The following is a 23,511-nucleotide window of genomic DNA, read 5'->3' as shown; positions in this document are numbered from 1 at the left end:
TGACCCTCTCCAGCACGCTAAGCCGCGGTCCGTTCTCCCCGCCATCCGGGGAAACCCACCGGTGTGCCGCACCGGCCCCGGCATACCCTCGTCCCCGTACCGCACCGCGTGGCGGCCTCCAGCTCCTTCACCCTGCCCGGAGGTTTCCCCTGCCCGCGCTCCAGGTGCGCCCCTTCCGCCGAGCCGACCGCGACCAGCTCGCCGACCTGGTCAACATGCACGTGGCGGCCGTCGTCCCCGGCGTCTCAGTCTCCGTGAACACCGTCCTCAGCGACCTGGAGCGGCAGCCCGGCGAGTTCATCACCGACCCGTGGGTGGCCGAGCGGACGACGCTCGTCGCCGAGCAGCGCGAGTACGTCGTCGCCGCGGCCCATCTGCTGCGCTACCGCGCCGACGCCGAGGTCGGCGACGGCGCGCTGCCCGCCCCCCCTCGTCTACGGCCTGCCCCGCAACTGGCCGCACATCCGGGCCGTCTACGAGCGCGCGGGCTTCCGGCACGCCGGGGACACCGAGGTCATCCTGATCACCCGGGTGGCCGAGCTGCCGGAGCCCGAGCCCCGGCCGGGCGTCATGGTCGAGCGCACGCTGGGGGAGTGCGGCACCCGCTTCACGGCCCGCACCGGCACCCGCGCCCTCGGCTTCGCCGAGATCGACACGGCCCTGGCCCGCCCGGAACGCCACGCCCGCGCCGCCGGCCTGGCCGACATCGGCAACCTGCACATCGACCCGGCGCAGTACGGCACGGGACTGGAGCACCGGCTGCTCGCCCAGGCCGCCGACTGGCTCCGCCTGTGCGGCGTGGACCGGCTCGTCGCCTACGAATCCGCCGCCGACAGCACCATGCTCGGGCACCTGACGGGTGCGGGCTTTCGCGAACTGACCCGTACCGACGGGCTGGGAGCACCGGCCCGGGTGACCTCAGATGCCCGGCCGGTAGCGCATCGGGTGGTCCGCCGGGACCTCCACCAGCACGATCGGCGTCCCGTCCGGATCGGCGATCCACATCTCGACCAGCCCCCAGGGCTCCTTCACCGGCGGCCGGACGATCTCCACGCCCTTCGCCCGCAGCTCGTCGTGCGCCGCCGCCGCGTCGGCGACCTGGAGCCACAGCCGCGTGGCCGGCGCCGACGGGGTCTCGGACCGGCCCGAGACCTCCAGGAAGCCCCCGCCCAGGAAGTAGACGGTCCCGCGCTCCGGCCCCGTACCGAACTCCCGGTACACGGCGAGCCCGAGCTGTTCACCGTAGAAGGCACGGGAGCGCTCGGGGTCGGTGGGACGGAGCAGAATCCGGCTGCTGAGTACATGCACCATGCACCGGAGCCTAGTGGTGGCGTTACTCTCATCCCTGCCCGAGCCCGCCACGAAACGGAGACGTACGCCCATGGACACCGCCGCCACCGGACTGACCTTCCGCGATGCCACGGACGCCGACGTGGACGAGCTGGTCGTGCTGATCGAGTCGGCGTACCGGGGCGACGCGAGCCGGGTCGGGTGGACCACCGAGGCGGACATCCTCCAAGGGCAGCGGACCGACCCGGAGGGGATCCTTGCCGTCATCAAGTCGCCCGACAGCCGGCTGCTGACGGTGGGGAGGGACGGACGGATCGTCGCCTGCTGCCAGCTGGAGCACCGGGGGGACCACGCCTACTTCGGCATGTTCGCGGTCAGTCCCCGGCTCCAGGGCGCGGGACTCGGCAAGGTGATCATCGCGGAGGCTGAGCGGCTGGCCCGTGAGACGTGGGGCGCGACGGAGATGCACATGACGGTGATCTCCGTACGCGAGGACCTCATCGCCTGGTACGAGCGGCGCGGCTACCGCCGTACGGGACGGATGACCCCGTTCCCGTACGGCGACGAGCGCTTCGGCATCCCGCAGCGCGACGACCTGCAGTTCGAGCTGCTGGTCAAGGAGCTTGCCCAGGGCGTGTACTAAGCGGTGAAACGGCCCGTGCGCTTGATGTCAGGGTGGTCGGTGGTCGCGCCGTCCAGACCGAAGGCGCGGACGAGCCGCAGATGGTCCTGCGTGTTCACCACCCAGCCGATGATCCTCAGGTCGGCCTTGCGGGCCCGCTCCACGATCTCCAGGGTGAGCCGGCGGATGTTCAGGCAGACGGTCTCGGCACCCGCCTCGACGGCCCGCTCCACGATGTCGGTGCCGTAGCGGCTGGCGATCAGCGCGGTGCGCACGCCCGGCACCAGCGGCTTGATCTCGGCGATCGCGTCGTCGTGGAACGAGGACACCTCCACCCGGTCGGCCAGCCCGCGCCGGTTCATCACCTCGGCCAGCGCCCGAGCCGCCTGCGCGTCCTTGATCTCCGCCTGGAGCGGCGTCTGCACGGCCTCCAGGACCTCCTCGAAGACCGGCACCCGCTCGCCCCGGCCCGCGTCCAGGGCCCGCAGCTCGGCGAGGGTCTTCTCGGCGATCGGCCCGGTGCCGTCGGTCGTGCGGTCCACGTCCGTGTCGTGCATGACGACGAGCGCGCCGTCCTTGCTCAGATGCAGATCGAGTTCGATGGCGTCGAGGCCGGCCTCCTGCGCGGCGACGAAGGACCGGAGGGTGTTCTCGGGTTCCACACCCATGATTCCGCGGTGACCGATGGTGAGGAAGTTCAAGACGGGACTCTCTTCCGTCGACAGGCGGCACTGGGGGCCTGACGGCCCCCCTGACCGTATCGCCTGCACCCGCCCTGTGCAGAGGGTGAGGGCATGGTCGGCGTGCGTGCGGGCAGAAGGATGACCGACAGGAAAAAGTGCGGTGCAGGGCCGGGTGAGGCAGGATATTTTCCCGAGGTGGCCCTTGCTGGGAGGAACCTCGTGTGTATACGGTCGGTGTACGCGAGATTCTCCCGTGGAAGGTGTGACATGACGGAAATTCTTGTGCAGGTGGGCTCGGAGGAGCGGGTTCCTCCTGTGGTGCGGGTGGTGGACCACCCGGCATGGCCCGTGCTCAAGGATGCCGTGGAGCGGATCCGGCCATGGCAGTCCAAGGACGGGTCGATCGACTTCGACGCCGAGGGCGCGCCCGACCCGGCCGACGCCGAGCTCGCCGTCCGTCAGGTCACGGACGCGGTCCTGGAGCTGTCCCCGCTGCTCCCGCACGACCGCGCCTACCACGAGGCCCTGGCCAAGGACCTGACCCGGTGGGCCGACGGCGGCTTCCAGGTGCCCGACTTCCTCGACTCGCTGCTGGCCTTCCAGCCCGCCGCGAACCGCGCGGACGGCCTCCAGCACCTGGTCGTCTTCCCGATGTACACGCAGAACGGCAACCCGGACCGCAACCTCGAAGCGGTCGTGCTGCGCATGGTCTGGCCGGACTGGCTGGCCGAACTGGAGCGCACCCGCTACGACAACCCCCTGTTCTGCGGCATCAAGTTCGAGGACTTCACGGCGGGCTACGACACCAACTCCGCCGTGCTCTTCCCCGAGACCATCGCCGTGCGCGAGGCCCCCGAGCGGTTCAGCTGGGGCGGCATCTTCTGCGACCGCGAGGCCGCCCGCTTCCGCCGTGTCACCGACGCCGCCGTCGAGATCCTCGGCCTGGAGCTGCCCGAGGACGTCGCCGCGATGGTCCACGACCAGAAGCGCTGCGAGGAGGCGTTCGTCCTGTGGGACATGGTCCACGACCGGACCCACAGCCACGGCGACCTGCCGTTCGACCCGTTCATGATCAAGCAGCGCCAGCCGTTCTGGATGTACGGCCTGGAGGAGCTGCGCTGCGACCTCACCGCCTTCAAGGAGGCCGTGAAGCTGGCGAAGGACGGCGTCCCGCAGGCCCGTGACGTGCAGGTCGCGGTCCTCTTCGACCGTATGTTCCGCTTCCCGGTCACCGGCGAGCGCGTGCGCAACTACGACGGCCTCGGCGGCCAGCTCCTCTTCGCCTACCTGCACAAGCACGACGTCGTCCGCTGGAGCGACAACAAGCTGTCCATCGACTGGGAGCGCGCCCCACAGGTCACCAACCAGCTGTGCGCCGAGATCGAGCAGTTGTACCGCGACGGCATCGACCGCCCCAAGCTCGTCCACTGGTTCGCCGGGTACGAGCTCGTCTCCACCTACCTCGCGCCGCACCCCGGCTCGAAGTGGGCCAAGGGCCCCGACGCGCTGGACGTGACGCAGCCGCCCCGCAAACTCGTCGATGACGTGCTTCCGGACGAGTTTCCGCTGAGCATGTTCTATGAGGCACTGTCCAAGAAGCTGAAGAACGTGATCGCCTCCACCAAGGGCATCACGGCGGACGGCGCCGAGCGGATCGCCGCGTGAGCGATCGGCGAAGCGAGAACACGGCTCAGGAGGCGAAGACCATGGCGGGGAACGGGGCGCTCAGCGGCGCGGTGATCGCGGTGGCCGGAGCGGGAGGACCCGCGGGGCGGGCCGCACTGCTCAGGCTGGCCGAGGCGGGGGCCACCGTCATCGGCTCGGACAACGACCCGGAGCGGCTGGCGGAGGCGGTGGACGCGGCGAGCTACGCGACCGGCGGCGCCACCGTCACCGGTGACACGGTGGACCTGCTCGACCTGCGGGCCACCCACGACTGGGCCACCCGCATCGAGAAGGACTACGGCCACGTCGATGGCCTGGTCCATCTCGTCGGCGGCTGGCGCGGCAGTGAGACCTTCACCCGGACCAGCCTCGACGACTGGGACTTCCTGGAGATGCTGCTCGTGCGGACCGTGCAGCACACGTCCCTCGCCTTCCACGAGGCGCTCCAGCGCAGCGACCGCGGCCGGTACGTGCTGATCAGCGCGGCGGGCGCCAGCAAGCCCACCGCGGGCAACGCCGCGTACGCCGCCGGCAAGGCGGCGGCGGAGGCGTGGACGCTGGCCATGGCCGACTACTTCCGCAAGGCCGGGGGCCCCGGGGGCCCGACCTCGGCGGCTACGATCCTGGTGGTGAAGGCACTGGTGCACGACGCCATGCGCGCCGACCGCCCCAACGCGAAGTTCGCGGGCTTCACCGACGTCAGGGACCTGGCCGAGGCCATCACCGGTATCTGGGAGAAGCCCGCCGCCGAAGTGAACGGAAACCGTCTGTGGCTCACCGAGAAGCCGTGAACCCGCCGAAGACCGACGCCCGTCGCCATCACGACCCCGAGGTCCGCGGTTTCGCCAGCGACAACTACGCCGGCGCCCACCCGGAGGTGCTCGCCGCACTGGCCCTGGCCAACGGCGGGCACCAGGTCTCCTACGGCGAGGACGCGTACACCGAGAACCTGCAGAGCGTCGTCCGCAGCCACTTCGGGGCCACGGCCGAGGCGTTCCCGGTCTTCAACGGCACCGGCGCCAACGTCGTCGCCCTCCAGGCGGTCACCGACCGCTGGGGCGCGGTGATCTGCGCCGAGAGCGCGCACATCAACGTCGACGAGTGCGGGGCGCCCGAGCGGGTCGGCGGTCTGAAGCTGCTCACCGTGCCCACGCCCGACGGCAAGCTCACCCCCGAGCTGATCGACCGGCAGGCCTACGGCTGGGACGACGAGCACCGCGCGATGCCCCAGGTCGTCTCCATCGCCCAGGCCACCGAGCTGGGCACGGTCTACACGCCGGACGAGATACGCGCCATCTGCGAGCACGCCCACGCGCACGGCATGAAGGTGCACCTGGACGGCTCCCGGCTGGCCAACGCCGCCGCCACCCTGGACGTCCCGATGCGGACGCTCACCAACGCCGCCGGCGTCGACCTCCTCTCCCTGGGCGGCACGAAGAACGGCGCCCTGTTCGGCGAGGCGGTCGTGGTCCTGAACCAGGACGCCGTCAGCCACATGAAGCACCTGCGCAAGCTGTCCATGCAGCTCGCCTCCAAGATGCGCTTCGTGTCGGTGCAGCTGGAGGCCCTGCTCGCCCGGGACCTGTGGCTGCGCAACGCCCGCCACTCCAACGAGATGGCCCAGCGCCTCGCCGAGGGCGTACGCGCCGTGCACGGCGTGGAGATCCTCTACCCGGTGCAGGCGAACGCGGTGTTCGCCCGCCTGCCGCACGACGTGACCGAGCGCCTCCAGAAGCGGTTCCGCTTCTACTTCTGGGACGAGGCCGCGGGCGACGTCCGCTGGATGTGCGCCTTCGACACGACCGAGGAGGACGTGGACGCGTTCGTGTCGGCGCTGAAGGAGGAGATGGCCCGCTGAGGCCATCTCCTCGCGGGTGCCGCGTCAGTTGACGACGATCCGCGCGCTGTTGTTGCGCAGGTTCGGGTCGAACTCCCTGATGCTCAGCTCGGGATCGTCGTTGACGGTGGCGACGGTGGTGCGGGCGCCGCGCACCACCCGGTCGATCCGCAACGGGAGCTCGAAGGTGTGCGAGGCCTTGTCGTGCAGGTGGATCGGCGTCTTGCAGTAGTAGGTCGCGGGGGACGTGCCGTCCTCGGAGGGCCCGCAGTCCTCCGGCAGCCCCAAGACGGTGGTCCCCTCCGGCGCCTGGAAGCGCACCGTCGCCACGGCGGCGCCGACGCCCAGCGACGCCACCCAGGCCGGACCGCGGTTGTGCACGGTGACCCGGGCGGTGACGGTGTCACCGGCGGCCCCGCCCACCCTGCTGCCCGCGAGCTTCAGGTCGGCGGTGTTCCGGGCGTTCAGTACGACGGCCCGGTAGTTGTCCTGCGGGTCGATGTCGGGGTCCGCCGTCGCGGCCCGGTCGGCGGCCACGGGACGCAGGTCCAGCTCGGCGCCCGTGCCCCGGGTCCACGTCCACTCGCCCCGCATCTGTGCCAGTGCCTCGTCGGAGTACGGATGGACGGAGTGGTCGAACCGCTCGTACAGCGCGTTGCGGCCCACACCGAGACCGGTGTTCAGCGCGTACTCCTGCCCGGGTGCCACCGCCTCGTCCAGCACGCACAGGGCGGACGTACCGGTGGCGTGCTCCCGGTACTCGCAGTTGGCGTGCCGCTGTTCGAACCGCAGGCCGTACGAGGCGTTGAGCCACAGCAGTGTGCGCTCCGCCGTGCGGTTGCCGCTGTTGGACAGCGTCGCCCGCACGCCGGTCTTCGAGCCCGGCCTGAGGCCGTGCTGGTAGTCGGCCTGGCTGAGCCCGAGGTCCGGCCCGTTGCCCACGCCGACCCGCGTCTCGGCCGGGTGGGACGTGGCCTCTCCGGCGACGGCCGAGTAGCGCACGTACCCCGAGGCGCCGGCGTCCGCGCCCGGCAGCGCGCGCAGCCCGAACGTGGCGGCCGGCACACTCTCCGTCCCGGCGGGCATCCCGGGGACGTCGCAGACCGCCTTGACCTCCGACTCGGGCTCGCAGTTCGCGGGCCACGACACCCGGGCGAACGAGGCGATCTCACTGACGTCGACGGTCAGTCGCCCGGCCGGCACCCGGTCGTCGGCGACGTCCCGACTGACCTCCACGGCCAGGCTGCGCTCGCGCGCGCCGCCGTCCGCGTCCGCGCCCGGCAGCACGGTCTCGTACGGCGCGTTGATCCACAGCTGGTTCTCCTGGGCGTACGCGGGCCCGGCCCCGACTCCGGCCGCCGTCAGGGCACAACTCACGAGCGCGGCGCCGAGCAGGCGCTGTGGGTCCTTCACGTCTTCCCCCTCGTCACGGATCTGCTTCAGGCCGAGACCCGTGGCCTGGGAGAAGGGTTGTGGCGAGGCGGGTGGTTGCGGCGGTCCTCAGCCGTTTTTGCATCGATGCATAACTATACGGAAGATTGAAAATGCATTGACCGGGTGGCGATCTCGTCCCTATGCTCTGCCTGCATGCAGCTGATCCAGGAAACCCCCGACCTCTCCGCCTACTTGGCCGCTGACGAGGCGATAGACCATCACCATCCGCTCGTTCGCGAGACGGCGGCCGAACTGGCCAGGGGTGTGGCGAACTCGTATGAGTATGCGCGGACGGCATTCGAATTCGTGCGCGACACCATCCCGCACTCGCAGGACGCGGGCGATCCGCGCGTCACCTGGCGCGCCTCCGATGTCCTGGAACAGCGCACCGGCATCTGTTACGCCAAGGCCCACGCGCTCGCGGCGCTGCTCCGGGCCGAGGACATCCCGACCGCGTTGTGCTACCAGACGTTCGACGTCGTGCACGGTCTGGTCGCCGTGCGGTTCAACGGCGCGTGGCACCGGCAGGATCCCCGGGGCAACAAGCCGGGGGTGGACGCGCGGTTCTCGCTCGACGGCGAGCGGCTCGCCTTCACGCCCGATCCGGCGCTCGGCGAGACGGACTGTCCGGTCCTGTACGCCGCGCCTCACCCGGTCGTACTCGACTCTCTCAAGGCCGCCGGCGACCGGTCCCACTTGTGGAGGACACTTCCCACCGCTCTGTGAGGCGGGTCCGGGGGCACGGCCCGGCCGCGCCCCCGGTGTCAGTGCGCCTCGGCCTCCCGCACCTGCTCCGGCGTCGGAGCCGTGCCGCCGAGGTGGGCCGGCATCCACCAGGTGTCGTCCGGGCCCTTCGGGCGTACGGGGTAGGCGCGCTGGGCGGCCTCCAGCAGCTCCTGGACGCGCTCGCGCAGCTGACGGGTGATCGCGCCCGCGTACTTGTCGCGGGAGGCCTCGATCGCCTCGCCGACCCGGAGCGTGATGGGGATGTGGCTGCGCTTGAAGTTGCGGGGGTGGCCCTTGGTCCACAGCCGCTGCGTGCCCCACACGGCCATCGGGATCAGCGGGACACCGGCCTCCTGAGCCATGCGCGCGGCGCCCGACTTGAAGCTCTTCAGCGTGAACGACTGCGAGATGGTCGCCTCCGGGAACACCCCGACGATCTCGCCCGACCGCAGCGAGTCCAGGGCGTGCGCGTAGGCCGCCTCGCCCTGCTTGCGGTCCACGGGGATGTGCTTCATCCCGCGCATCAGCGGGCCCGAGATCTTGTGGCGGAAGACGGACTCCTTCGCCATGAAGCGCACGAGACGTTTCTGCGGCAAGGCCGCCAGGCCGTTGAAGACGAAGTCCAGGTAGCTGATGTGATTGCTCACCAGCACGGCGCCGCCCGAGCGCGGGATGTTCTCCGAACCCTGACAGTCGATCTTGAGGTCCCACGCCTTGAACAGCGTGCGGGCGAAACCGACGACGGGACGGTAGACGAGCTCTGCCATGGGCGGGTCGGACCCTTCCTGCTCTGCCTGGGAAGGGATTCCCAGTGGAAGTTACGCAGCCGTAGGTTTACGGCTTGTCGCAGATCGTGCCCGAAGAACGGCCGGGTAGCCAGTCCCCGTGCCCGCCCGGGAGGAGATTCTCGTCACGTAGCCGCCGGGATCCCACCTCGTGCTTTTACGCTCCCATTACTCCGCTTACTCCGCGCGCACCGTCACCCGCCGCATGAGCAGGTACATTTCGCACCCCAGGCAGTACCCGAACGCGGCGTTCAGGAAGGCGGCCGCGAGCGCGGCGCCGGTGGCCGCGAGACCCAGCCAGCCGGGTCCCAGGGTGTAGCCGACGAGCCCGAGTCCGGCGAAGACCAGCCCCACCGCCTGGGCGAAACGCGGCGGTTCGGGCGCCTCGAACGCGACCGGCGGCCCGAGCCGCGGCCGTACGGCCTTGGCGAACAGCAGGCCGTAGGGCGACCGGGTCACGCCGCCGGCCGCGCCCAGCAGGAACGCCACCGTCTGCCAGGCCAGCAGCCACGCGCTCCCCGTGACCAGAACGACCGCCAGGACGACGGTCGTCACGGCCGCGCCGAAACGCGGCCCTCGTGCATCGATGTCCATGGGAACCAAGCATTCCGCAGCACGGGCCCGTTGGGTGGGCGGGAATCTTTGCGGTCTCGTGAACGCTTGCAGGAGGTGATGACCGGACTGGTGGTGTGCGTACTGGTGCTCGCGGCGGCGAGCGCCTTCGGAGTGCTGCAACGGCGGCGGAGCGGGAGAGTGCGAGTGCGCGGGCGGGACGACGGCAAGCTGCTGGACGCGGCCGAGCTGGGCGCGGAACTGGGCGAGCGGGCCACGCTCGTGCAGTTCTCCAGCGCGTTCTGCGCGCCCTGCCGGGCGACCCGGCGGGTCCTCGGCGAGGTCGCCGGCATGGTTCCGGGCGTGACCCACGTCGAGATCGACGCCGAGGCCCATCTGGACCTCGTGCGACGGCTGGACATCCTCAAGACCCCGACCGTGCTGGTCCTCGACGCCGACGGCCGGGTGGTGCGGCGGGCCACCGGCCAGCCGCGCAAGGCGGATGTGATCGCCGCGCTGGGGGAGGCGGTGTGAGGGACGCGACCCGGTCGGTGAGTCATCTCCCACATCCGGTCCCGCATCCGGGAACGAACTTGACTGCGCCAACCATTTATCGTCAGCCTGACCCCATGCCTGCGGACCTTCTCGCCACGCCCGACCTCCTGCGCTCGGTCTTCCGGCGGCACGCGGCAGGAGTCGCCGTGATCACCGCCCGTGGCGACACCGGCCCGGTGGGCTTCACCGCCACATCCCTGGCGTCCGTCTCGGCCGAGCCGCCCCTGCTGTCCTTCGGGGTCGGCACCGGCTCCTCCAGCTGGCCCGCGATCGCGGCGGCCGGCCATGTCGGCGTCCACATCCTCGGCGAGCACCAGCAGGAGCTGGCGGCCACCTTCTCCCGCAGCGGAGCCGACCGCTTCGCGCCGCCCACCGCCTGGCGGGACGGACCCGAGGGGGTCCCCGTGCTCGACGGTGTGCCGGCCTGGCTGGTGGGCCGGGTCGTCGCGCGCGTGCCCGCCGGAGACCACCGGATCGTGATCGCGGAGGTCGTGCACGGCGACCACACGGGCACCGGCCGGCCGCTCCTCTACCACCAGGGACGTTTCAACCGCCTGCGCGACTGATCCGCGCGTCCCCCTGTGCTGCGGGACCGTCGAGTTCCGGTTACGCTGCGTTGCGAAGGTCACAGTTCAAAGCGCTTGCTTAGCGGGAACGAACTGGATGTACTGGTGAGTAATATTTCGCTCGGAGCGTGGGTCGCCCCGACCGGGATCGGCCGCTTGAGGCGCCTATGCTGCCTGCGAGTAGGCAGCATGGAAATGACGATGCAGTAGGAGAGCCGGCGTGAGCTTGAGGATCGTTGTCACTGTGAAGTACGTGCCCGACGCCACTGGCGACCGGCACTTCGCCGATGACCTGACCGTCGACCGGGACGACGTGGACGGTCTGCTCTCCGAGCTCGACGAGTACGCGGTCGAGCAGGCGCTGCAGATCTCCGAGAACTCCGACGACGACGTGGAGATCACCGTCCTGACGGTGGGCCCCGAGGACGCCAAGGACGCCCTGCGCAAGGCGCTGTCCATGGGCGCCGACAAGGCGATCCACGTCGAGGACGACGACATCCACGGCACCGACGCCATCGGCACCTCCCTGGTCCTGGCCAAGGCGATCGAGAAGGCCGGCTACGACCTGGTGATCTCCGGCATGGCCTCCACCGACGGCACCATGGGCGTCGTGCCCGCGCTGCTCGCCGAGCGTCTGGGCGTGCCGCAGGTGACCCTGCTCTCCGAGGTGTCGGTCGAGGACGGCACGGTCAAGGGCCGCCGCGACGGCGACGCCGCCTCCGAGAGCCTGGAGGCGTCCCTGCCGGCGGTCGTGTCGGTGACCGACCAGTCGGGCGAGGCGCGGTACCCGTCCTTCAAGGGCATCATGGCGGCCAAGAAGAAGCCGGTGGAGTCCTGGGACCTGTCCGACCTCGACATCGAGGCGGAGGAGGTCGGCCTGGCGGGCGCCTACACCACGGTCGACAACGCGGCCGAGCGTCCGGCCCGTACCGCGGGCACGATCGTCAAGGACGAGGGCGAGGGCGGCAAGCAGCTCGCTGAGTTCCTCGCGGGCCAGAAGTTCATCTGAGCCCCGCATTCGCTGACCGCCCCTCATCTTTCGCAAGCAGGAGAGAAGAAGTCCCATGGCTGAAGTTCTCGTCTACGTCGACCACGTGGACGGTGCCGTCCGCAAGCCCACCCTGGAGCTGCTGACCCTGGCCCGCCGCATCGGCGAGCCGGTCGCCGTCGCGCTCGGCAACGGCGCCGGTGACACCGCCGCCACGCTCGCCGAGCACGGCGCGGTCAAGGTCCTCACGCACGAGGCGTCCGAGTACGCCGACTACCTGGTCGTACCGAAGGTGGACGCCCTCCAGGCCGCGGTTGCCGCGGTGTCCCCGGCGGCCGTGCTGGTCCCGTCCTCCGCCGAGGGCAAGGAGATCGCCGCCCGTCTGGCGCTGCGTCTGGGCTCCGGCATCATCACCGACGCCGTCGACCTGGAGGCCGGCGAGGAGGGCCCGGTGGCCACGCAGTCGGTGTTCGCCGCGTCCTTCACCACCAAGTCCCGTGTCTCCAAGGGCACGCCGGTCATCACGGTCAAGCCCAACAGCGCGGCCGTCGAGGCCGCTCCGGCCGCCGGTGCGGTCGAGGCGCTGTCCGTGACCTTCTCCGAGAAGGCCACCGGCACGAAGGTCACCGGCCGTACGCCGCGTGAGTCGACGGGCCGTCCGGAGCTGACCGAGGCCGCGATCGTGGTCTCCGGTGGCCGTGGCGTCAACGGCGCGGAGAACTTCGCGATCATCGAGGCCCTCGCCGACTCCCTCGGCGCGGCCGTCGGTGCCTCGCGTGCCGCCGTCGACGCCGGCTGGTACCCGCACACCAACCAGGTCGGCCAGACGGGCAAGTCCGTCTCGCCGCAGCTGTACATCGCCTCCGGCATCTCCGGCGCGATCCAGCACCGCGCCGGTATGCAGACCTCGAAGACGATCGTGGCGATCAACAAGGACGCCGAGGCCCCGATCTTCGACCTCGTCGACTACGGCGTCGTCGGCGACCTCTTCGACGTCGTCCCCGCGCTGACCGAGGAGATCAAGACCCGCAAGGGCTGATCGACCCCGGCTGTGGAAGGGCCCCCGTGACCGCACGAACGGTCACGGGGGCCTCTTCTCATCCCAGGGTCATCGAGGCCTGCACCGGCAGGTGGTCGCTCGGGTACGTCCCGTCCACGGAGAAGGTGTTCATCCCGGCCCAGTGCGTGGTCACCCCGGGCGTGGTGAGGATCCAGTCGATGCGCCGCCCGCCGGGCTTGGGCCCTCGGTAGCCGTGGTGCGTCCCGTAGGCCGGACTCCGCGAGGCCGCCGCGTCCCAGGCGTCCACCAGTCCGATGTCCAGCATGAGGTCGTACACCCGGTTGGCGTGGGCGTCCGCGTTGAAGTCGCCGGTGACGATGACCGGTAACGACCGGTCCCACCCGGCGATCGTCTCGCCGATGAGGCCCGCCGAGCGTTCCCGGGCGTACTGACTGACGCTGTCCAGATGGGTGTTGAGGACGTAGAACTCCCGTCCCCCGTCGGCGAGATCGGCGAAACGGACCCAGGTCACCATGCGCAGCCAGTCCGCGCCCCAGGTGTTCGAGGCGATCGTGTTCGGGGTGTCGGACAGCCAGAAGTGATCGAACTCGATCGGGTCGAGTCTGCGCGTGTCGTAGAAGATCGCCATGAACTCGTCCTTGCTGCCGCCCCCACGTCCGGTGCCGATCCAGTCGTAGTGCCCGCCGAGATCTGTCTCGATCATGCGAAGCTGCTGGTAGAGCCCTTCCTGGGTGCCGATGACGTGCGGTCGCTCGCGGCGCAGCAGTTCTCGCATCACCGGTCGGCGCACGGCCCAGCGCGGTGTCTCGTCGACGACGGTCGCGAAGCGCACGTTGAACGTCATGACGTTCAGGGCGCCCGGGTGCTCGTCGGCGGAAGCGGGGTGTGTGGGGCCCGCGGTGGTGAGCAGCGGTCCTGCGATGGCGGCGGCCGCCGCCGCCTTGAGCCCGTGGCGGCGCGTCACTCCGACCTCGTTCGGCACGTGGTCTCCCTCCCCTTGCACGTCAGAATGAAGCTTGCCTTCTGAATACGGAAGAAGAGGGTGGGTCTGCAGCGACCGAGGGTGAAGGATGGGGAACCCCACTTCAGGACGGTGTTGACCAGGCCGAAGGTGGGCCGATAACTTCGCTCTACGGATTGTTGATTCCGTAGAGCGGAAAACAGGAGGGTCTCGGAATGGGTCAGGGCCAGCAGGAGAAGGTGGCGACGAGCCTCGCGGGCGCCGTCAGCGAGGAGATCAGCGCCTCCCTCGCGCCGGTCGACGCCGAACTGGAGCGCCGCTACCCCGGAGACCCCGGCACCCGCCAGCCCGTCCACACCGTCTACGTACCCGGCGACGTCTTCGCCGCCGACACCGTCCGCTCCTGGGGCGACCGTGCCCTGGCCGCTCTCGATCAACACGCCCCCGACGCCGAGTCCTTCGCGGCAGTCCTCGGTCTCTCGGACGAACTCGCCGAGCCCGTCCACGCGCGCGTGCGCGCCAAGCTGGAGCGCGAGCCGATCGAGGACCTGCGCGTCGACTTCGAGGACGGCTACGGCAACCGCCCCGACGCCGAGGAGGACGAGGCCGCCGCCCGCGCCGCCCGGCTCATCGCCGAAGCCCACGAGGACCGCACCGCGGCCCCCTACATGGGCATCCGCATGAAGTGCATGGAAGCGCCCGTACGGGCCCGGGGCATCCGCACGCTCGACATCTTCCTCACCGGCCTGATGGAGGCCGGCGGCCTGCCCGGCGGGCTGGTCCTCACCCTGCCGAAGGTGACCTACGCCGAGCAGGTCACGGCCATGGCGCGGCTGCTGGACGCCTTCGAGAAGACACACGGCCTGGAGCCCGGCCGGATCGGCTTCGAGATACAGATCGAGACCAGCCAGTCCATCCTCGCCGCCGACGGCACCGCCACCGTCGCCCGTATGATCCAGGCCGCCGAGGGCCGCGCCACCGGCCTGCACTACGGCACCTTCGACTACAGCGCCTGCCTCGGCGTCTCCGCCGCCCACCAGGCCAGTGACCACCCGGCCGCCGACCACGCCAAGGCGGTCATGCAGGTCGCCGCGGCCGGTACGGGCGTGCGCGTCTGCGACGGCTCCACCAACGTCCTGCCCGTCGGCCCGACCGAGAAGGTGCACGCCGCCTGGCGCCTGCACTACGGCCTCACCCGCCGCGCGCTGGCCCGCGCCTACTACCAGGGCTGGGACATGCACCCCGGCCACATCCCCACCCGCTACGCGGCCGTCTTCGCCTTCTACCGGGAGGGCTTCGAACAGGCCGCCGCCCGCCTCGCCCGCTACGCCAACCGCACCGGCGGCGACGTCATGGACGAACCCGCCACCGCCAAGGCCCTCAGCGGCTACCTGCTGCGCGGCCTGGACTGCGGCGCCCTCGACATCGGCGAGGTCGCCCGGCTGACCGGCCTGACCCGCGCCGACCTGGAGGCCTTCGCGGTGCCCCGGCGGGGGGATCTGACGGCCTCCGCCTGACGGCCGAGCCCCTGCCCGAGCCCCGCCGCGCCGGCCCCCTCGCCCCGGTCCTCCAGCAGCTGATGGACAAGCGTCCCGAGGGCCGCCCGGAGGCGGACCAGGCCCGCGAGATGCTCCAGGCCGTCGCGGACTCGGGCGGCACGGACACGCCGACGTCATCGCTGCGAGGGCCGGTGTCCGCACCGCCCCCGCGCCCGGAGACGGAGCGCGGTGTCCCGTCGGTGCCGCCGGGATTCGGGCCGCCGCAGCGGCCGCACGAAAGCCAGGGCACGCCTCAGTTCGACCCGGCAGCGGCCTTCGGGGCTGCCGGGGCACCGGGAGCGGGCGGCCATGACGGGCCGGGCACCGGCCGGCCGCCGCAAGCGGGGCCCGCCGGGTTCCAGGCTGAGGGCCCTGGCCCGCAGGGCCCGAACGCCGGCCCCCAGGTCTCGGGCCCCGGCTCACAGGCGTCAGGACCGCAAGATCCGGGCCCCGGCACCCAGGGCTTCGGCCCGGCCGACCCGGGCGGCACCTCCCCGACCGGCCCGATGAACCCCGGCCCCGCCCCCCGCCGTAAGAAGACCCGCGCCCTGCTGGCCGCCGCGGCCGTCACCGTCGTCCTCGCAGCGGCCGGCACCACGGTCGCCCTGCTCAGAGGCTCGGACGGCACGGACCCGGGCAACCGGACCGACGCTGCCCGAGTGGATGCCGCGGCCTCCGCGTCCGAGTCCGGTCGTACCGACGACGGCTCGAACGCTCCCAGGCCCGAGGGTCAGGGCGACGAGAAGGGCAAGGCCCCGTCGAAGAAACCCCGGGACAAGGAGCCGGAGCCCACCGGCCGGGCGACCACCTCCGCCCCCGCCAAGTCCGCCGGCGGCACCACCGGCGACGCGAGCGGTGGAACGCCGGGCGGCGCCACCAGTGGCGGTTCCGGCGACGACGGCACGACAGGCGGCGAAACCGCCACGCCCGCACCGGTCTGCCACGCCATCGGCGGCGGCAAGTACAACTGCCAGGTCTGGAAGACCGCCACGTCGTACACCGCCTCCGGCGCCGAGGCCGGCGTCCTCAACGCCGGCACCAACTACTTCTACTGCCAGCAGAACCTCGGCCGGCGAGAGACCGACGGCCGGTGGACCAACGTCTGGTGGGCCAGGACCGACGACGACAGCGGCAACACGGACGTCTGGGTCAGCGACGTCTACATCAAGGGCGGCGACAACGACGCGCCCGTCCCCGGGCTCCCGGTCTGCTGAGCGCGCAGCGACGCCGCCGCGTACCGCTCCAGCCCGGAGGCCGTCACCAGCTTCTCCTCGACGAACAGCCGCGTGCCCCGCTCGCACAGCCGCCGGTCGGAGCGGGCCCGTAGGGAGAACTCCTCGGGCACCACACCGAACAGCTCCCGGAAGCGCGGCAGGCCGACGAGCAGCTCGGTGAGCAGCACCCGCTGGCCCGGGTGGGTGCGCGGCACGCCGGTGCCGTCGTGCAGGACGCCGTGCCGGTTGACGTACGCGTACGCGCCGGGCAGGCGGGTGCCGTCCGCGAGGTCGATGCGCACGTCGGGCGAGGGCAGCCAGGCACGGTCGTAGTTGCCGGCCGGCAACGGCACGCCCTCACTCGCGTCGATCACGGCGAGCTGCTCGGCGTCGAGCCAGATGACGAACAGCTCCCGCACGGTGTCCGGGGCGCTGACCGGCGAGGCCGACACGTACCCCATGCGGCTCACATGCGCCGACACACCGGCGTCGACGCCCGTCACCCGGGCCTTCACCATCGGGATCGGCGACATGATCCCGAACTCCACCATCTTGTGCCGCAGCTGCCCGGGGCAGGCGTTGGAGCCGATGGCCAGAACCGGGGTGCGGTCCTCGTGGACCAGCCGGTCCAGCGGCAGGAAGCAGTCCCCGTCGAGGAGCCCGGAATCGGCGGGCCACGCGCCCGGGTAGAGCAGGGGGTGCTCGCGCGGGGCCTCGGCCAGGCCGAGTGCTCGCAGCGTGCGATCGGCCAGGTGCTCCATAGGCTCCGTATGTTCCGTATGTTCCGTTTGCTCTGTATGTTCAGTATGTTCCGTGGGATGGTTCATGGGCCGCTCAGTCCGCCGGGGGCAGCTCGCCCGAGCCGCGGGTGATCAGCCGGGTCGGCAGCTCGATGCGCTCGGGGGCGACGAGGGTGCCGTCCAGCTGCCGGAAGAGGCGTTCCGCGGCGGTACGGCCGATGGCCGCCGCGTCCTGGGCGACGACGGTGACGCCCGGCTGGAGCAGGTCGGCCAGCTCGATGTCGTCGAAGCCGACCAGGGCCACCCGGCGGGCCTGCTCGGCGAGCACGCGGATCACGGTGACCGTCACCCGGTTGTTGGCCGCGAAGATCGCGGTGACCGGATCCCGGCCGGTCAGCATCTCCTCGGCCGCCCCGCGCACCCGCTCGGGGTCGGTGACACCCAGGGACATCCAGGAGTCCGCCACCGGTATGCCCGCGTCCTCCATGGCGGCCCGGTAGCCGCGCAGCCGCTCGGCGGCGGTGTGGATGCGGGGCATGTCGCCGATGAAGCCGATCCGGCGGTGCCCGTGCGCGATGAGGTGGGCGACGCCGTCCCGGGCACCGCCGAAGTTGTCCGACAGCACCACGTCGGCGTCGATGTGCCCGGCCGGCCGGTCCACGAACACCGTGGCGACACCCGCCTTGAGCTCCGGCTCCAGATACCGGTGGTCGTCACCGGCCGGGATCACCACCAGCCCGTCCACCCGCCGCGCGCACAGGGCCAGCACCAGCTCCTGCTCGCGTTCCGGGTCCTCCGCGCTGGAGCCGTTGATCAGCAGGGCGCCGTGCGCGCGGGCCACCTCCTCGACCGACCGGCTCAGCGGCCCGTAGAACGGGTCCGCGAGGTCCTCCAGGACCAGGCCGATGCTCGCCGTCCGGCCCTTGCGCAACACCCGCGCGCTGTCGTTGCGGCGGAAACCGAGCGCCTCGATCGACTCCTGGACACGCCGCTCCGTCTCCGGGGTCACGCCCGGCTCCCCGTTCACGACGCGGGAGACCGTCTTCAGTCCGACCCCGGCACGGGCCGCGACGTCCTTCATGGTCGGCCGGGTGCCGTAGCGCGCTGCGGAGCGGAGGTTGGTCTGGGGCACGGTGCGGTGTCCTGTCCTGTCGTCCACGGGGGTGCGTCGGTCCTGGGTTTGTATGAGGATGTGGCGTCGAGCATAGAGCCTGGACAACGTTGTCAGGCTCGGGGGAGACTGTCCACCGCAATCTCCGGACCGTGCTCCGCTGCTGGCCGGCCAGTCCTTTCACCGTAGACGGGGAGTTCCGACACTCATGCACACCGACCTCGTGGCCGCGCTCGACATCGGCGGCACCAAGATCGCCGGCGCTCTGGTGGACGGTCAGGGACGGATCCTCGTCCGCGCCCAGCGGCCGACGCCCGCCCGGGAGGACGGTGGCACCGTGATGCGGGCCGTGGAGCAGGTGCTCGGCGAACTCACCGGGACGCCGCTCTGGGCGCGGGTCACGGCCGTGGGGATCGGCAGCGCCGGTCCGGTCGACCGGTCTGCGGGCACGGTGAGTCCGGTGAACGTGCCCGGCTGGCGCGACTACCCGCTCGTCGGGCGGGTGCGGGCCGCGGCCGGGGACCTGCCCGTCGAGCTGATCGGCGACGGTGTGGCGATCACGGCGGCCGAACACTGGCAGGGTGCCGCCCGCGGCCATGACAACGCGCTGTGCATGGTCGTCTCCACGGGCGTCGGCGGCGGCCTCGTGCTCGGCGGCCGGCTGCACGCCGGACCCACCGGCAATGCCGGCCACATCGGCCACATCAGCGTGGACCTCGACGGCGATCTGTGCCCGTGCGGCTCGCACGGCTGCGTGGAGCGCATCGCGAGCGGCCCGAACATCGCCCGGCGCGCCCTGGAGAACGGCTGGCGGCCCGGCCCCGACGGCGACCCGTCCGCCGCCGCGGTGGCCGCCGCTGCCCGGGCCGGCGACCCGGTCGCCGTCGCCTCCTTCGAGCGCGCCGCCCAGGCCCTGGCCGCCGGGATCGCCGCGACCGCGACCCTTGTGGAGATCGACATCGCCGTCATCGGCGGGGGAGTGGGCAAGGCGGGCGACGTCCTCTTCGCCCCCCTGCGCAAGGCCCTGAGCACCTACGCGACGCTGTCCTTCGTCCGGAACCTGACGGTGGCCCCGGCCCAGATGGGCACCGACGCCGGTCTGGTGGGCGCGGCGGCGGCAGCGTTGGCCAGGCGGACGGACGCGGCCGCGGCGGGGGTGTGAGAGCGGGCAGGAACGTTCAGGCGGGGCTCCTGATGCGGAGGGAACCGCTCCGACGCGGGCGGCATCTGGCACGGCATGGGTCTCGGGATGTTGTTCTTCGGCCTCGCCTTCATGGGCGGATGGGCGGCGGCGGCCGGCGCGCTGGTGTACGCCGTCGTCGCGCTCGTCCGTGGCCGGGCGGAGGACTGGATGCGGCGCGACGGACACCCCGCGGCGCGGCTGCTGCTGCCTGCGCCCGCGTACCTGCGCTTCGACGTGGCGCTCGCCGTGACGGCCTTTCTGGCCGATCTGTGGCTGGTGTCGGCGTCCGTCGTGTTCGGGGCGGACGGCGTCTTCACCGAGGACTGGATGGGCTATCCCGGCATGATGGACCCCACCGGGCAGGGGTATCAGGCCGGAGTCGTGAGCGCGTTGCACACGACGGCGTGGTGGACCTTCGGGATCGCGGTCCTCGGCCGGTGCTGGATCACGGCCGGCGTGCAGGTGTGCCTCCTGCCGCTCGCCGCCTGGTGGATCGGGACGTTCGACACGTACTACACCTGACGGGCCCCACCTGACGGGCGCCGGTCCGGGATATCGGGCTTTCCCGCGGAAAGCGACCGAATGTCAGTGCGATGTGGCACGATCGCGCATGTGAGCAGCAGACCCGCCCCGGCGCAGCGCCTGCGCGATCTCGCCCTCCTGCGCCAGGTCAAGGACCGGATCGACCGGGAGTACGCACGGCCGCTGGACGTCGAGGCGCTGGCCCGGGGTGTGCACATGTCGGCCGGGCATCTCAGCCGCGCGTTCAAGTCGGCGTACGGCGAGTCGCCGTACAGCTATCTCATGACGCGCCGCATCGAGCGCGCCATGGCGCTGCTGCGCCGTGGGGACCTCAGCGTCACCGAAGTGTGTTTCGAGGTCGGCTGCTCGTCGCTGGGCACGTTCAGCACCCGCTTCACCGAACTGGTCGGCATGCCGCCCAGCGCTTACCGGCGCCAGGCGGTCCTCGCCACCGCGGGCATTCCGTCGTGCGTGGCGAAACAGGTGACCAGACCGATCAGGAATCGAGAAGCGCCCACCCCGGGGCGAAACTAGCGTGAAGGCCATGGACCTCACCATTCACGCCAGCTTCCTTCCGCACGACGACCCGGACGCCGCCCTGGCGTTCTACCGAGACACCCTCGGCTTCGAAGTCCGCAACGACGTCGGGTACCAGGGCATGCGCTGGATCACGGTCGGCCCCGTCGGCCAGCCCGGCACGAACATCGTGCTGCATCCGCCGGCCGCCGACCCCGGCATCACCGAGGACGAACGCAAGACCATCGCCGAGATGATGGCCAAGGGCACCTACGGCAGCATCGTGCTGGCCACCCGCGACGTCGACGCCGTGTTCGAACAGGTGCAGGCGGGTGACGCCGAGGTGGTCCAGGAGCCCGTGGACCAGCCGTACGGCGTTCGCGACTGCGCCTTCCGCGACCCCGCGGGCAACATGGTCCGCATCCAGCAGCTGAAGCCGTGATGGCCCGGTAGCAGCCGGCCCACGGATCCGCACTCACCCGCAACACCCCCGTGCCGCGCCTCAGGGCCGGCGCGGGGACCCAGATCGTCCGACCGCGGCAGCCCCCGCCCGACAGATGGAGACCGATGAGCATGGCCACGAGGACGGACAGACAGTCGTCCGGACCGCACGTCGCCGACAGCCACGATGTGATCCGTGTGCACGGCGCGCGCGAGAACAACCTCAAGGACGTCAGCATCGAGATCCCCAAGCGCCGGCTGACGGTGTTCACCGGCGTCTCCGGCTCGGGCAAGAGCTCGCTCGTGTTCGACACGATCGCCGCGGAGTCGCAGCGGCTGATCAACGAGACCTACAGCGCCTTCCTCCAGGGCTTCATGCCCAACCGGGCCCGGCCCGAGGTCGACGTGCTCGACGGGCTGACGACCGCGATCGCCGTGGACCAGCAGCGGATGGGCGGCGACCCCCGCTCCACGGTCGGCACCGCCACCGACGCCAACGCGATGCTGCGCATCCTCTTCAGCCGGCTCGGCAAGCCGCACATCGGCCCGCCCAGCGCGTACTCCTTCAACACCGCCTCGGTCCGGGCGAGCGGCGCGATCACCGTCGAGCGCGGCGCCAAGACCAAGGCGCAGAAGGCGACCTACGAGCGCACCGGCGGCATGTGCAACCGCTGCGAGGGCCGCGGCAAGGTGTCCGACATCGACCTCACCCAGCTCTACGACGACTCCAAGTCACTGTCCGAGGGCGCCTTCACCATCCCCGGCTGGAAGTCGGACAGCCAGTGGACCGTGCAGCTCTACGCCCAGTCGGGCTTCGTCGACCCGGACAAGCCCATCCGCGAGTACACCAAGAAGGAGATGCACGCCTTCCTCTACGGGGAACCGGTCAAGATCAAGGTCAACGGCATCAACCTCACCTACGAGGGACTGATCCCCAAGATCCAGAAGTCGTTCCTGTCCAAGGACAAGGAGGCGATGCAGCCGCACATCCGGGCGTTCGTGGAGCGGGCGGTCACCTTCACCGTCTGTCCCGAGTGCGACGGCACCCGGCTGAGCGAGGGCGCCAGGTCCTCGAAGATCGAGAACATCAGCATCGCCGACGCCTGCGCGATGGAGATCAGGGACCTGGCCGAGTGGGTCCGGGGGCTCTCGGAGCCGTCCGTGGCGCCGCTGCTCACCGCGTTGCAGGGGACGCTCGACTCCTTCGTGGAGATCGGCCTGGGGTATCTCTCGCTCGACCGGCCGGCGGGCACGCTGTCGGGCGGCGAGGCGCAGCGCGTGAAGATGATCCGCCACCTGGGCTCCTCGCTCACGGACGTCACCTACGTCTTCGACGAGCCGACCATCGGCCTGCACCCGCATGACATCCAGCGGATGAACGGCCTGCTGCTGCGGCTGCGGGACAAGGGCAACACGGTGCTCGTCGTGGAGCACAAGCCGGAGGCGATCGCGATCGCCGACCACGTCGTCGACCTGGGCCCCGGCGCCGGCACGGCGGGCGGCACCGTCTGCTTCGAGGGCACGGTCGAGGGGCTGCGGGCCGCGGACACCGTCACCGGCCGTCACCTCGACGACCGGGCCACCCTCAAGGACACGGTCCGCAAGGCCACCGGTGCGCTGGAGATCCGGGGTGCGACGGCGAACAACCTCCGGGACGTCGACGTCGACATCCCGCTCGGGGTGCTCACGGTCGTCACCGGTGTCGCCGGTTCCGGCAAGAGCTCCCTGCTGCACGGGTCGGTCCCCGCCGACGCGGGCGTCGTCTCGGTGGACCAGAGCCCGATCAAGGGCTCGCGGCGCAGCAACCCCGCGACCTACACCGGGCTGCTCGACCCCATCCGCAAGGCGTTCGCCAAGGTCAACGGGGTGAAGCCGGCCCTGTTCAGCGCCAACTCCGAGGGTGCCTGCCCCACCTGCAACGGCGCCGGTGTCATCTACCTCGACGTCGGCATGATGGCCGGTGTCGACACCCCCTGCGAGGACTGCGAGGGCAAGCGGTTCCAGGCCTCGGTGCTGGAGTACCACCTCGGCGGCCGGGACATCAGCGAGGTGCTCGCGATGTCGGTGGCCGAGGCCGAGGAGTTCTTCGACGCCGGCGAGGCACGTACCCCGGCCGCGCACAGGATCCTGGAGCGGCTCGCCGACGTCGGCCTCGGCTACCTCACCCTCGGCCAGCCGCTCACCACGCTCTCCGGCGGCGAGCGGCAGCGCCTCAAGCTGGCCACGCACATGGCGGACAAGGGCGGCATCTACGTCCTCGACGAGCCGACGACGGGCCTCCACCTCGCGGACGTGGAGCAGCTGCTGGGCCTGCTCGACCGGCTCGTCGACTCCGGCAAGTCGGTCGTCGTCATCGAGCACCACCAGGCGGTCATGGCGCATGCCGACTGGATCATCGACCTCGGTCCCGGCGCCGGCCACGACGGCGGCCGGATCGTCTTCGAGGGCACACCGGCCGCCCTCGTCGCGGCCCGCTCCACCCTGACCGGGGAGCACCTGGCGGCGTACGTGGGCGCCTGACGGCGTTCTGCGGGGGTTGTGAGACGGGCACGCCGAAGGCT

At 71.2% G+C, this 23,511-nt stretch carries 24 protein-coding genes and 1 pseudogene; 17 read left to right on the top strand and 8 right to left on the bottom strand.

The genetic code is table 11. From position 1 onward, the window contains the following. The first annotated feature begins 149 nt into the window (after window positions 1-149). Window positions 150-916 (top strand): annotated as a pseudogene (locus QF034_RS04350) (N-acetyltransferase). A gap of 2 nt (window positions 917-918) precedes the next feature. Here the strand turns inward: QF034_RS04350 and QF034_RS04345 are convergent. After that, window positions 919-1,311 (bottom strand): VOC family protein, encoded by a 393-nt coding sequence (locus QF034_RS04345; protein ID WP_307173656.1) that lies wholly within the window; start codon window positions 1,309-1,311, stop codon window positions 919-921. 70 nt (window positions 1,312-1,381) lie between these two features. Between QF034_RS04345 and QF034_RS04340 the strand changes: the two genes are divergently transcribed. Next, a complete protein-coding gene (locus tag QF034_RS04340) occupies window positions 1,382-1,933 on the top strand; it encodes a GNAT family N-acetyltransferase (protein WP_307173655.1) in 552 nt (183 codons plus the stop codon). Here QF034_RS04340 and QF034_RS04335 read toward each other — a convergent pair. After that, window positions 1,930-2,613: a glycerophosphodiester phosphodiesterase gene (locus QF034_RS04335; protein WP_307173654.1), complete on the bottom strand. Its 684-nt coding sequence runs from the start codon at window positions 2,611-2,613 to the stop codon at window positions 1,930-1,932. The two genes, QF034_RS04340 and QF034_RS04335, sit on opposite strands and share 4 nt — an antisense overlap. Window positions 2,614-2,862: 249 nt before the next feature. On the opposite strand from QF034_RS04335, the gene QF034_RS04330 reads away from it, so the two are divergent. From QF034_RS04330 to QF034_RS04320, 3 genes are read left to right on the top strand one after another with little or no spacing between them, the layout of a single operon-like run. Beyond that, window positions 2,863-4,260, top strand: coding sequence for a DUF6421 family protein (locus tag QF034_RS04330; protein ID WP_307173653.1), 1,398 nt, complete (start codon window positions 2,863-2,865; stop codon window positions 4,258-4,260). A 41-nt stretch (window positions 4,261-4,301) separates the two neighbouring features. Further along, window positions 4,302-5,051, top strand: a complete 750-nt coding sequence (locus tag QF034_RS04325) for an SDR family oxidoreductase (protein ID WP_307179797.1) — start codon at window positions 4,302-4,304, stop codon at window positions 5,049-5,051. After that, a complete protein-coding gene (locus QF034_RS04320) occupies window positions 5,048-6,118 on the top strand; it encodes a threonine aldolase family protein (protein ID WP_307173652.1) in 1,071 nt (356 codons plus the stop codon). The genes QF034_RS04325 and QF034_RS04320 overlap by 4 nt, the downstream gene beginning before the upstream one ends. A gap of 24 nt (window positions 6,119-6,142) precedes the next feature. Here QF034_RS04320 and QF034_RS04315 read toward each other — a convergent pair whose 3' ends face one another. Then, a complete protein-coding gene (locus QF034_RS04315) occupies window positions 6,143-7,510 on the bottom strand; it encodes a COG1361 family protein (protein WP_307173651.1) in 1,368 nt (455 codons plus the stop codon). Between the two features lie 174 nt (window positions 7,511-7,684). Here QF034_RS04315 and QF034_RS04310 point away from each other — a divergent pair, with 174 nt between their 5' ends. After that, window positions 7,685-8,257 (top strand): transglutaminase domain-containing protein, encoded by a 573-nt coding sequence (locus QF034_RS04310; protein WP_307173650.1) that lies wholly within the window; start codon window positions 7,685-7,687, stop codon window positions 8,255-8,257. A gap of 38 nt (window positions 8,258-8,295) precedes the next feature. Here the strand turns inward: QF034_RS04310 and QF034_RS04305 are convergent, their stop codons facing one another. Beyond that, complete coding sequence (locus tag QF034_RS04305; protein ID WP_307173649.1) at window positions 8,296-9,024, bottom strand: lysophospholipid acyltransferase family protein; 729 nt, start codon at window positions 9,022-9,024, stop codon at window positions 8,296-8,298. 195 nt (window positions 9,025-9,219) lie between these two features. Further along, the gene (locus QF034_RS04300) at window positions 9,220-9,636 is read right to left on the bottom strand and encodes a DUF4395 domain-containing protein (protein WP_307173648.1); all 417 of its coding nucleotides are present in this window, start codon (window positions 9,634-9,636) and stop codon (window positions 9,220-9,222) included. 78 nt (window positions 9,637-9,714) lie between these two features. Here QF034_RS04300 and QF034_RS04295 point away from each other — a divergent pair, with 78 nt between their 5' ends. The 4 genes from QF034_RS04295 (at window position 9,715) to QF034_RS04280 (ending at window position 12,742) form a co-directional block, all read left to right on the top strand. Then, window positions 9,715-10,128, top strand: coding sequence for a thioredoxin family protein (locus QF034_RS04295; RefSeq protein ID WP_307173647.1), 414 nt, complete (start codon window positions 9,715-9,717; stop codon window positions 10,126-10,128). A 95-nt stretch (window positions 10,129-10,223) separates the two neighbouring features. Beyond that, window positions 10,224-10,715: a flavin reductase family protein gene (locus tag QF034_RS04290; RefSeq protein ID WP_307173646.1), complete on the top strand. Its 492-nt coding sequence runs from the start codon at window positions 10,224-10,226 to the stop codon at window positions 10,713-10,715. A gap of 220 nt (window positions 10,716-10,935) precedes the next feature. Next, on the top strand, window positions 10,936-11,724 hold the full coding sequence (locus QF034_RS04285) for an electron transfer flavoprotein subunit beta/FixA family protein (RefSeq protein WP_307173645.1): 789 nt from the start codon (window positions 10,936-10,938) through the stop codon (window positions 11,722-11,724). Between the two features lie 55 nt (window positions 11,725-11,779). Continuing rightward, window positions 11,780-12,742, top strand: a complete 963-nt coding sequence (locus QF034_RS04280) for an electron transfer flavoprotein subunit alpha/FixB family protein (RefSeq protein ID WP_307173644.1) — start codon at window positions 11,780-11,782, stop codon at window positions 12,740-12,742. Between the two features lie 58 nt (window positions 12,743-12,800). Here the strand turns inward: QF034_RS04280 and QF034_RS04275 are convergent, their stop codons facing one another. Further along, the gene (locus QF034_RS04275) at window positions 12,801-13,706 is read right to left on the bottom strand and encodes an endonuclease/exonuclease/phosphatase family protein (protein WP_307173643.1); all 906 of its coding nucleotides are present in this window, start codon (window positions 13,704-13,706) and stop codon (window positions 12,801-12,803) included. A 194-nt stretch (window positions 13,707-13,900) separates the two neighbouring features. Between QF034_RS04275 and QF034_RS04270 the strand changes: the two genes are divergently transcribed. Both QF034_RS04270 and QF034_RS04265 read left to right on the top strand, forming a co-directional pair. Next, window positions 13,901-15,202, top strand: a complete 1,302-nt coding sequence (locus QF034_RS04270; protein WP_307173642.1) for a DUF6986 family protein — start codon at window positions 13,901-13,903, stop codon at window positions 15,200-15,202. Between the two features lie 62 nt (window positions 15,203-15,264). Then, a complete protein-coding gene (locus QF034_RS04265) occupies window positions 15,265-16,437 on the top strand; it encodes a hypothetical protein (protein WP_307173641.1) in 1,173 nt (390 codons plus the stop codon). Here QF034_RS04265 and QF034_RS04260 read toward each other — a convergent pair. Continuing rightward, window positions 16,383-17,198: a hypothetical protein gene (locus QF034_RS04260; protein WP_307173640.1), complete on the bottom strand. Its 816-nt coding sequence runs from the start codon at window positions 17,196-17,198 to the stop codon at window positions 16,383-16,385. The two genes, QF034_RS04265 and QF034_RS04260, sit on opposite strands and share 55 nt — an antisense overlap. A gap of 73 nt (window positions 17,199-17,271) precedes the next feature. Then, complete coding sequence (locus QF034_RS04255) at window positions 17,272-18,258, bottom strand: LacI family DNA-binding transcriptional regulator (protein ID WP_370880932.1); 987 nt, start codon at window positions 18,256-18,258, stop codon at window positions 17,272-17,274. A 238-nt stretch (window positions 18,259-18,496) separates the two neighbouring features. On the opposite strand from QF034_RS04255, the gene QF034_RS04250 reads away from it, so the two are divergent. The 5 genes from QF034_RS04250 (at window position 18,497) to QF034_RS04230 (ending at window position 23,470) form a co-directional block, all read left to right on the top strand. Next, the gene (locus QF034_RS04250) at window positions 18,497-19,450 is read left to right on the top strand and encodes an ROK family protein (protein ID WP_307173638.1); all 954 of its coding nucleotides are present in this window, start codon (window positions 18,497-18,499) and stop codon (window positions 19,448-19,450) included. Window positions 19,451-19,525: 75 nt separating this feature from the next. After that, entirely contained in the window at window positions 19,526-19,993 is a 468-nt protein-coding gene (locus QF034_RS04245; RefSeq protein WP_307173637.1) for a hypothetical protein, read from the top strand. 60 nt (window positions 19,994-20,053) lie between these two features. Beyond that, window positions 20,054-20,527, top strand: a complete 474-nt coding sequence (locus QF034_RS04240) for a helix-turn-helix transcriptional regulator (protein ID WP_370880767.1) — start codon at window positions 20,054-20,056, stop codon at window positions 20,525-20,527. 10 nt (window positions 20,528-20,537) lie between these two features. Then, on the top strand, window positions 20,538-20,951 hold the full coding sequence (locus tag QF034_RS04235; protein ID WP_307173635.1) for a VOC family protein: 414 nt from the start codon (window positions 20,538-20,540) through the stop codon (window positions 20,949-20,951). 125 nt (window positions 20,952-21,076) lie between these two features. Beyond that, on the top strand, window positions 21,077-23,470 hold the full coding sequence (locus QF034_RS04230; RefSeq protein WP_307173634.1) for an ATP-binding cassette domain-containing protein: 2,394 nt from the start codon (window positions 21,077-21,079) through the stop codon (window positions 23,468-23,470). Window positions 23,471-23,511 lie beyond the last annotated feature (41 nt).

This window comes from Streptomyces africanus (genome assembly GCF_030816955.1).
GTDB lineage: Bacteria > Actinomycetota > Actinomycetes > Streptomycetales > Streptomycetaceae > Streptomyces > Streptomyces africanus.
Note: the sequence above shows the minus strand (reverse complement) of the source record. Positions and strands in the feature narration are given on the sequence as shown.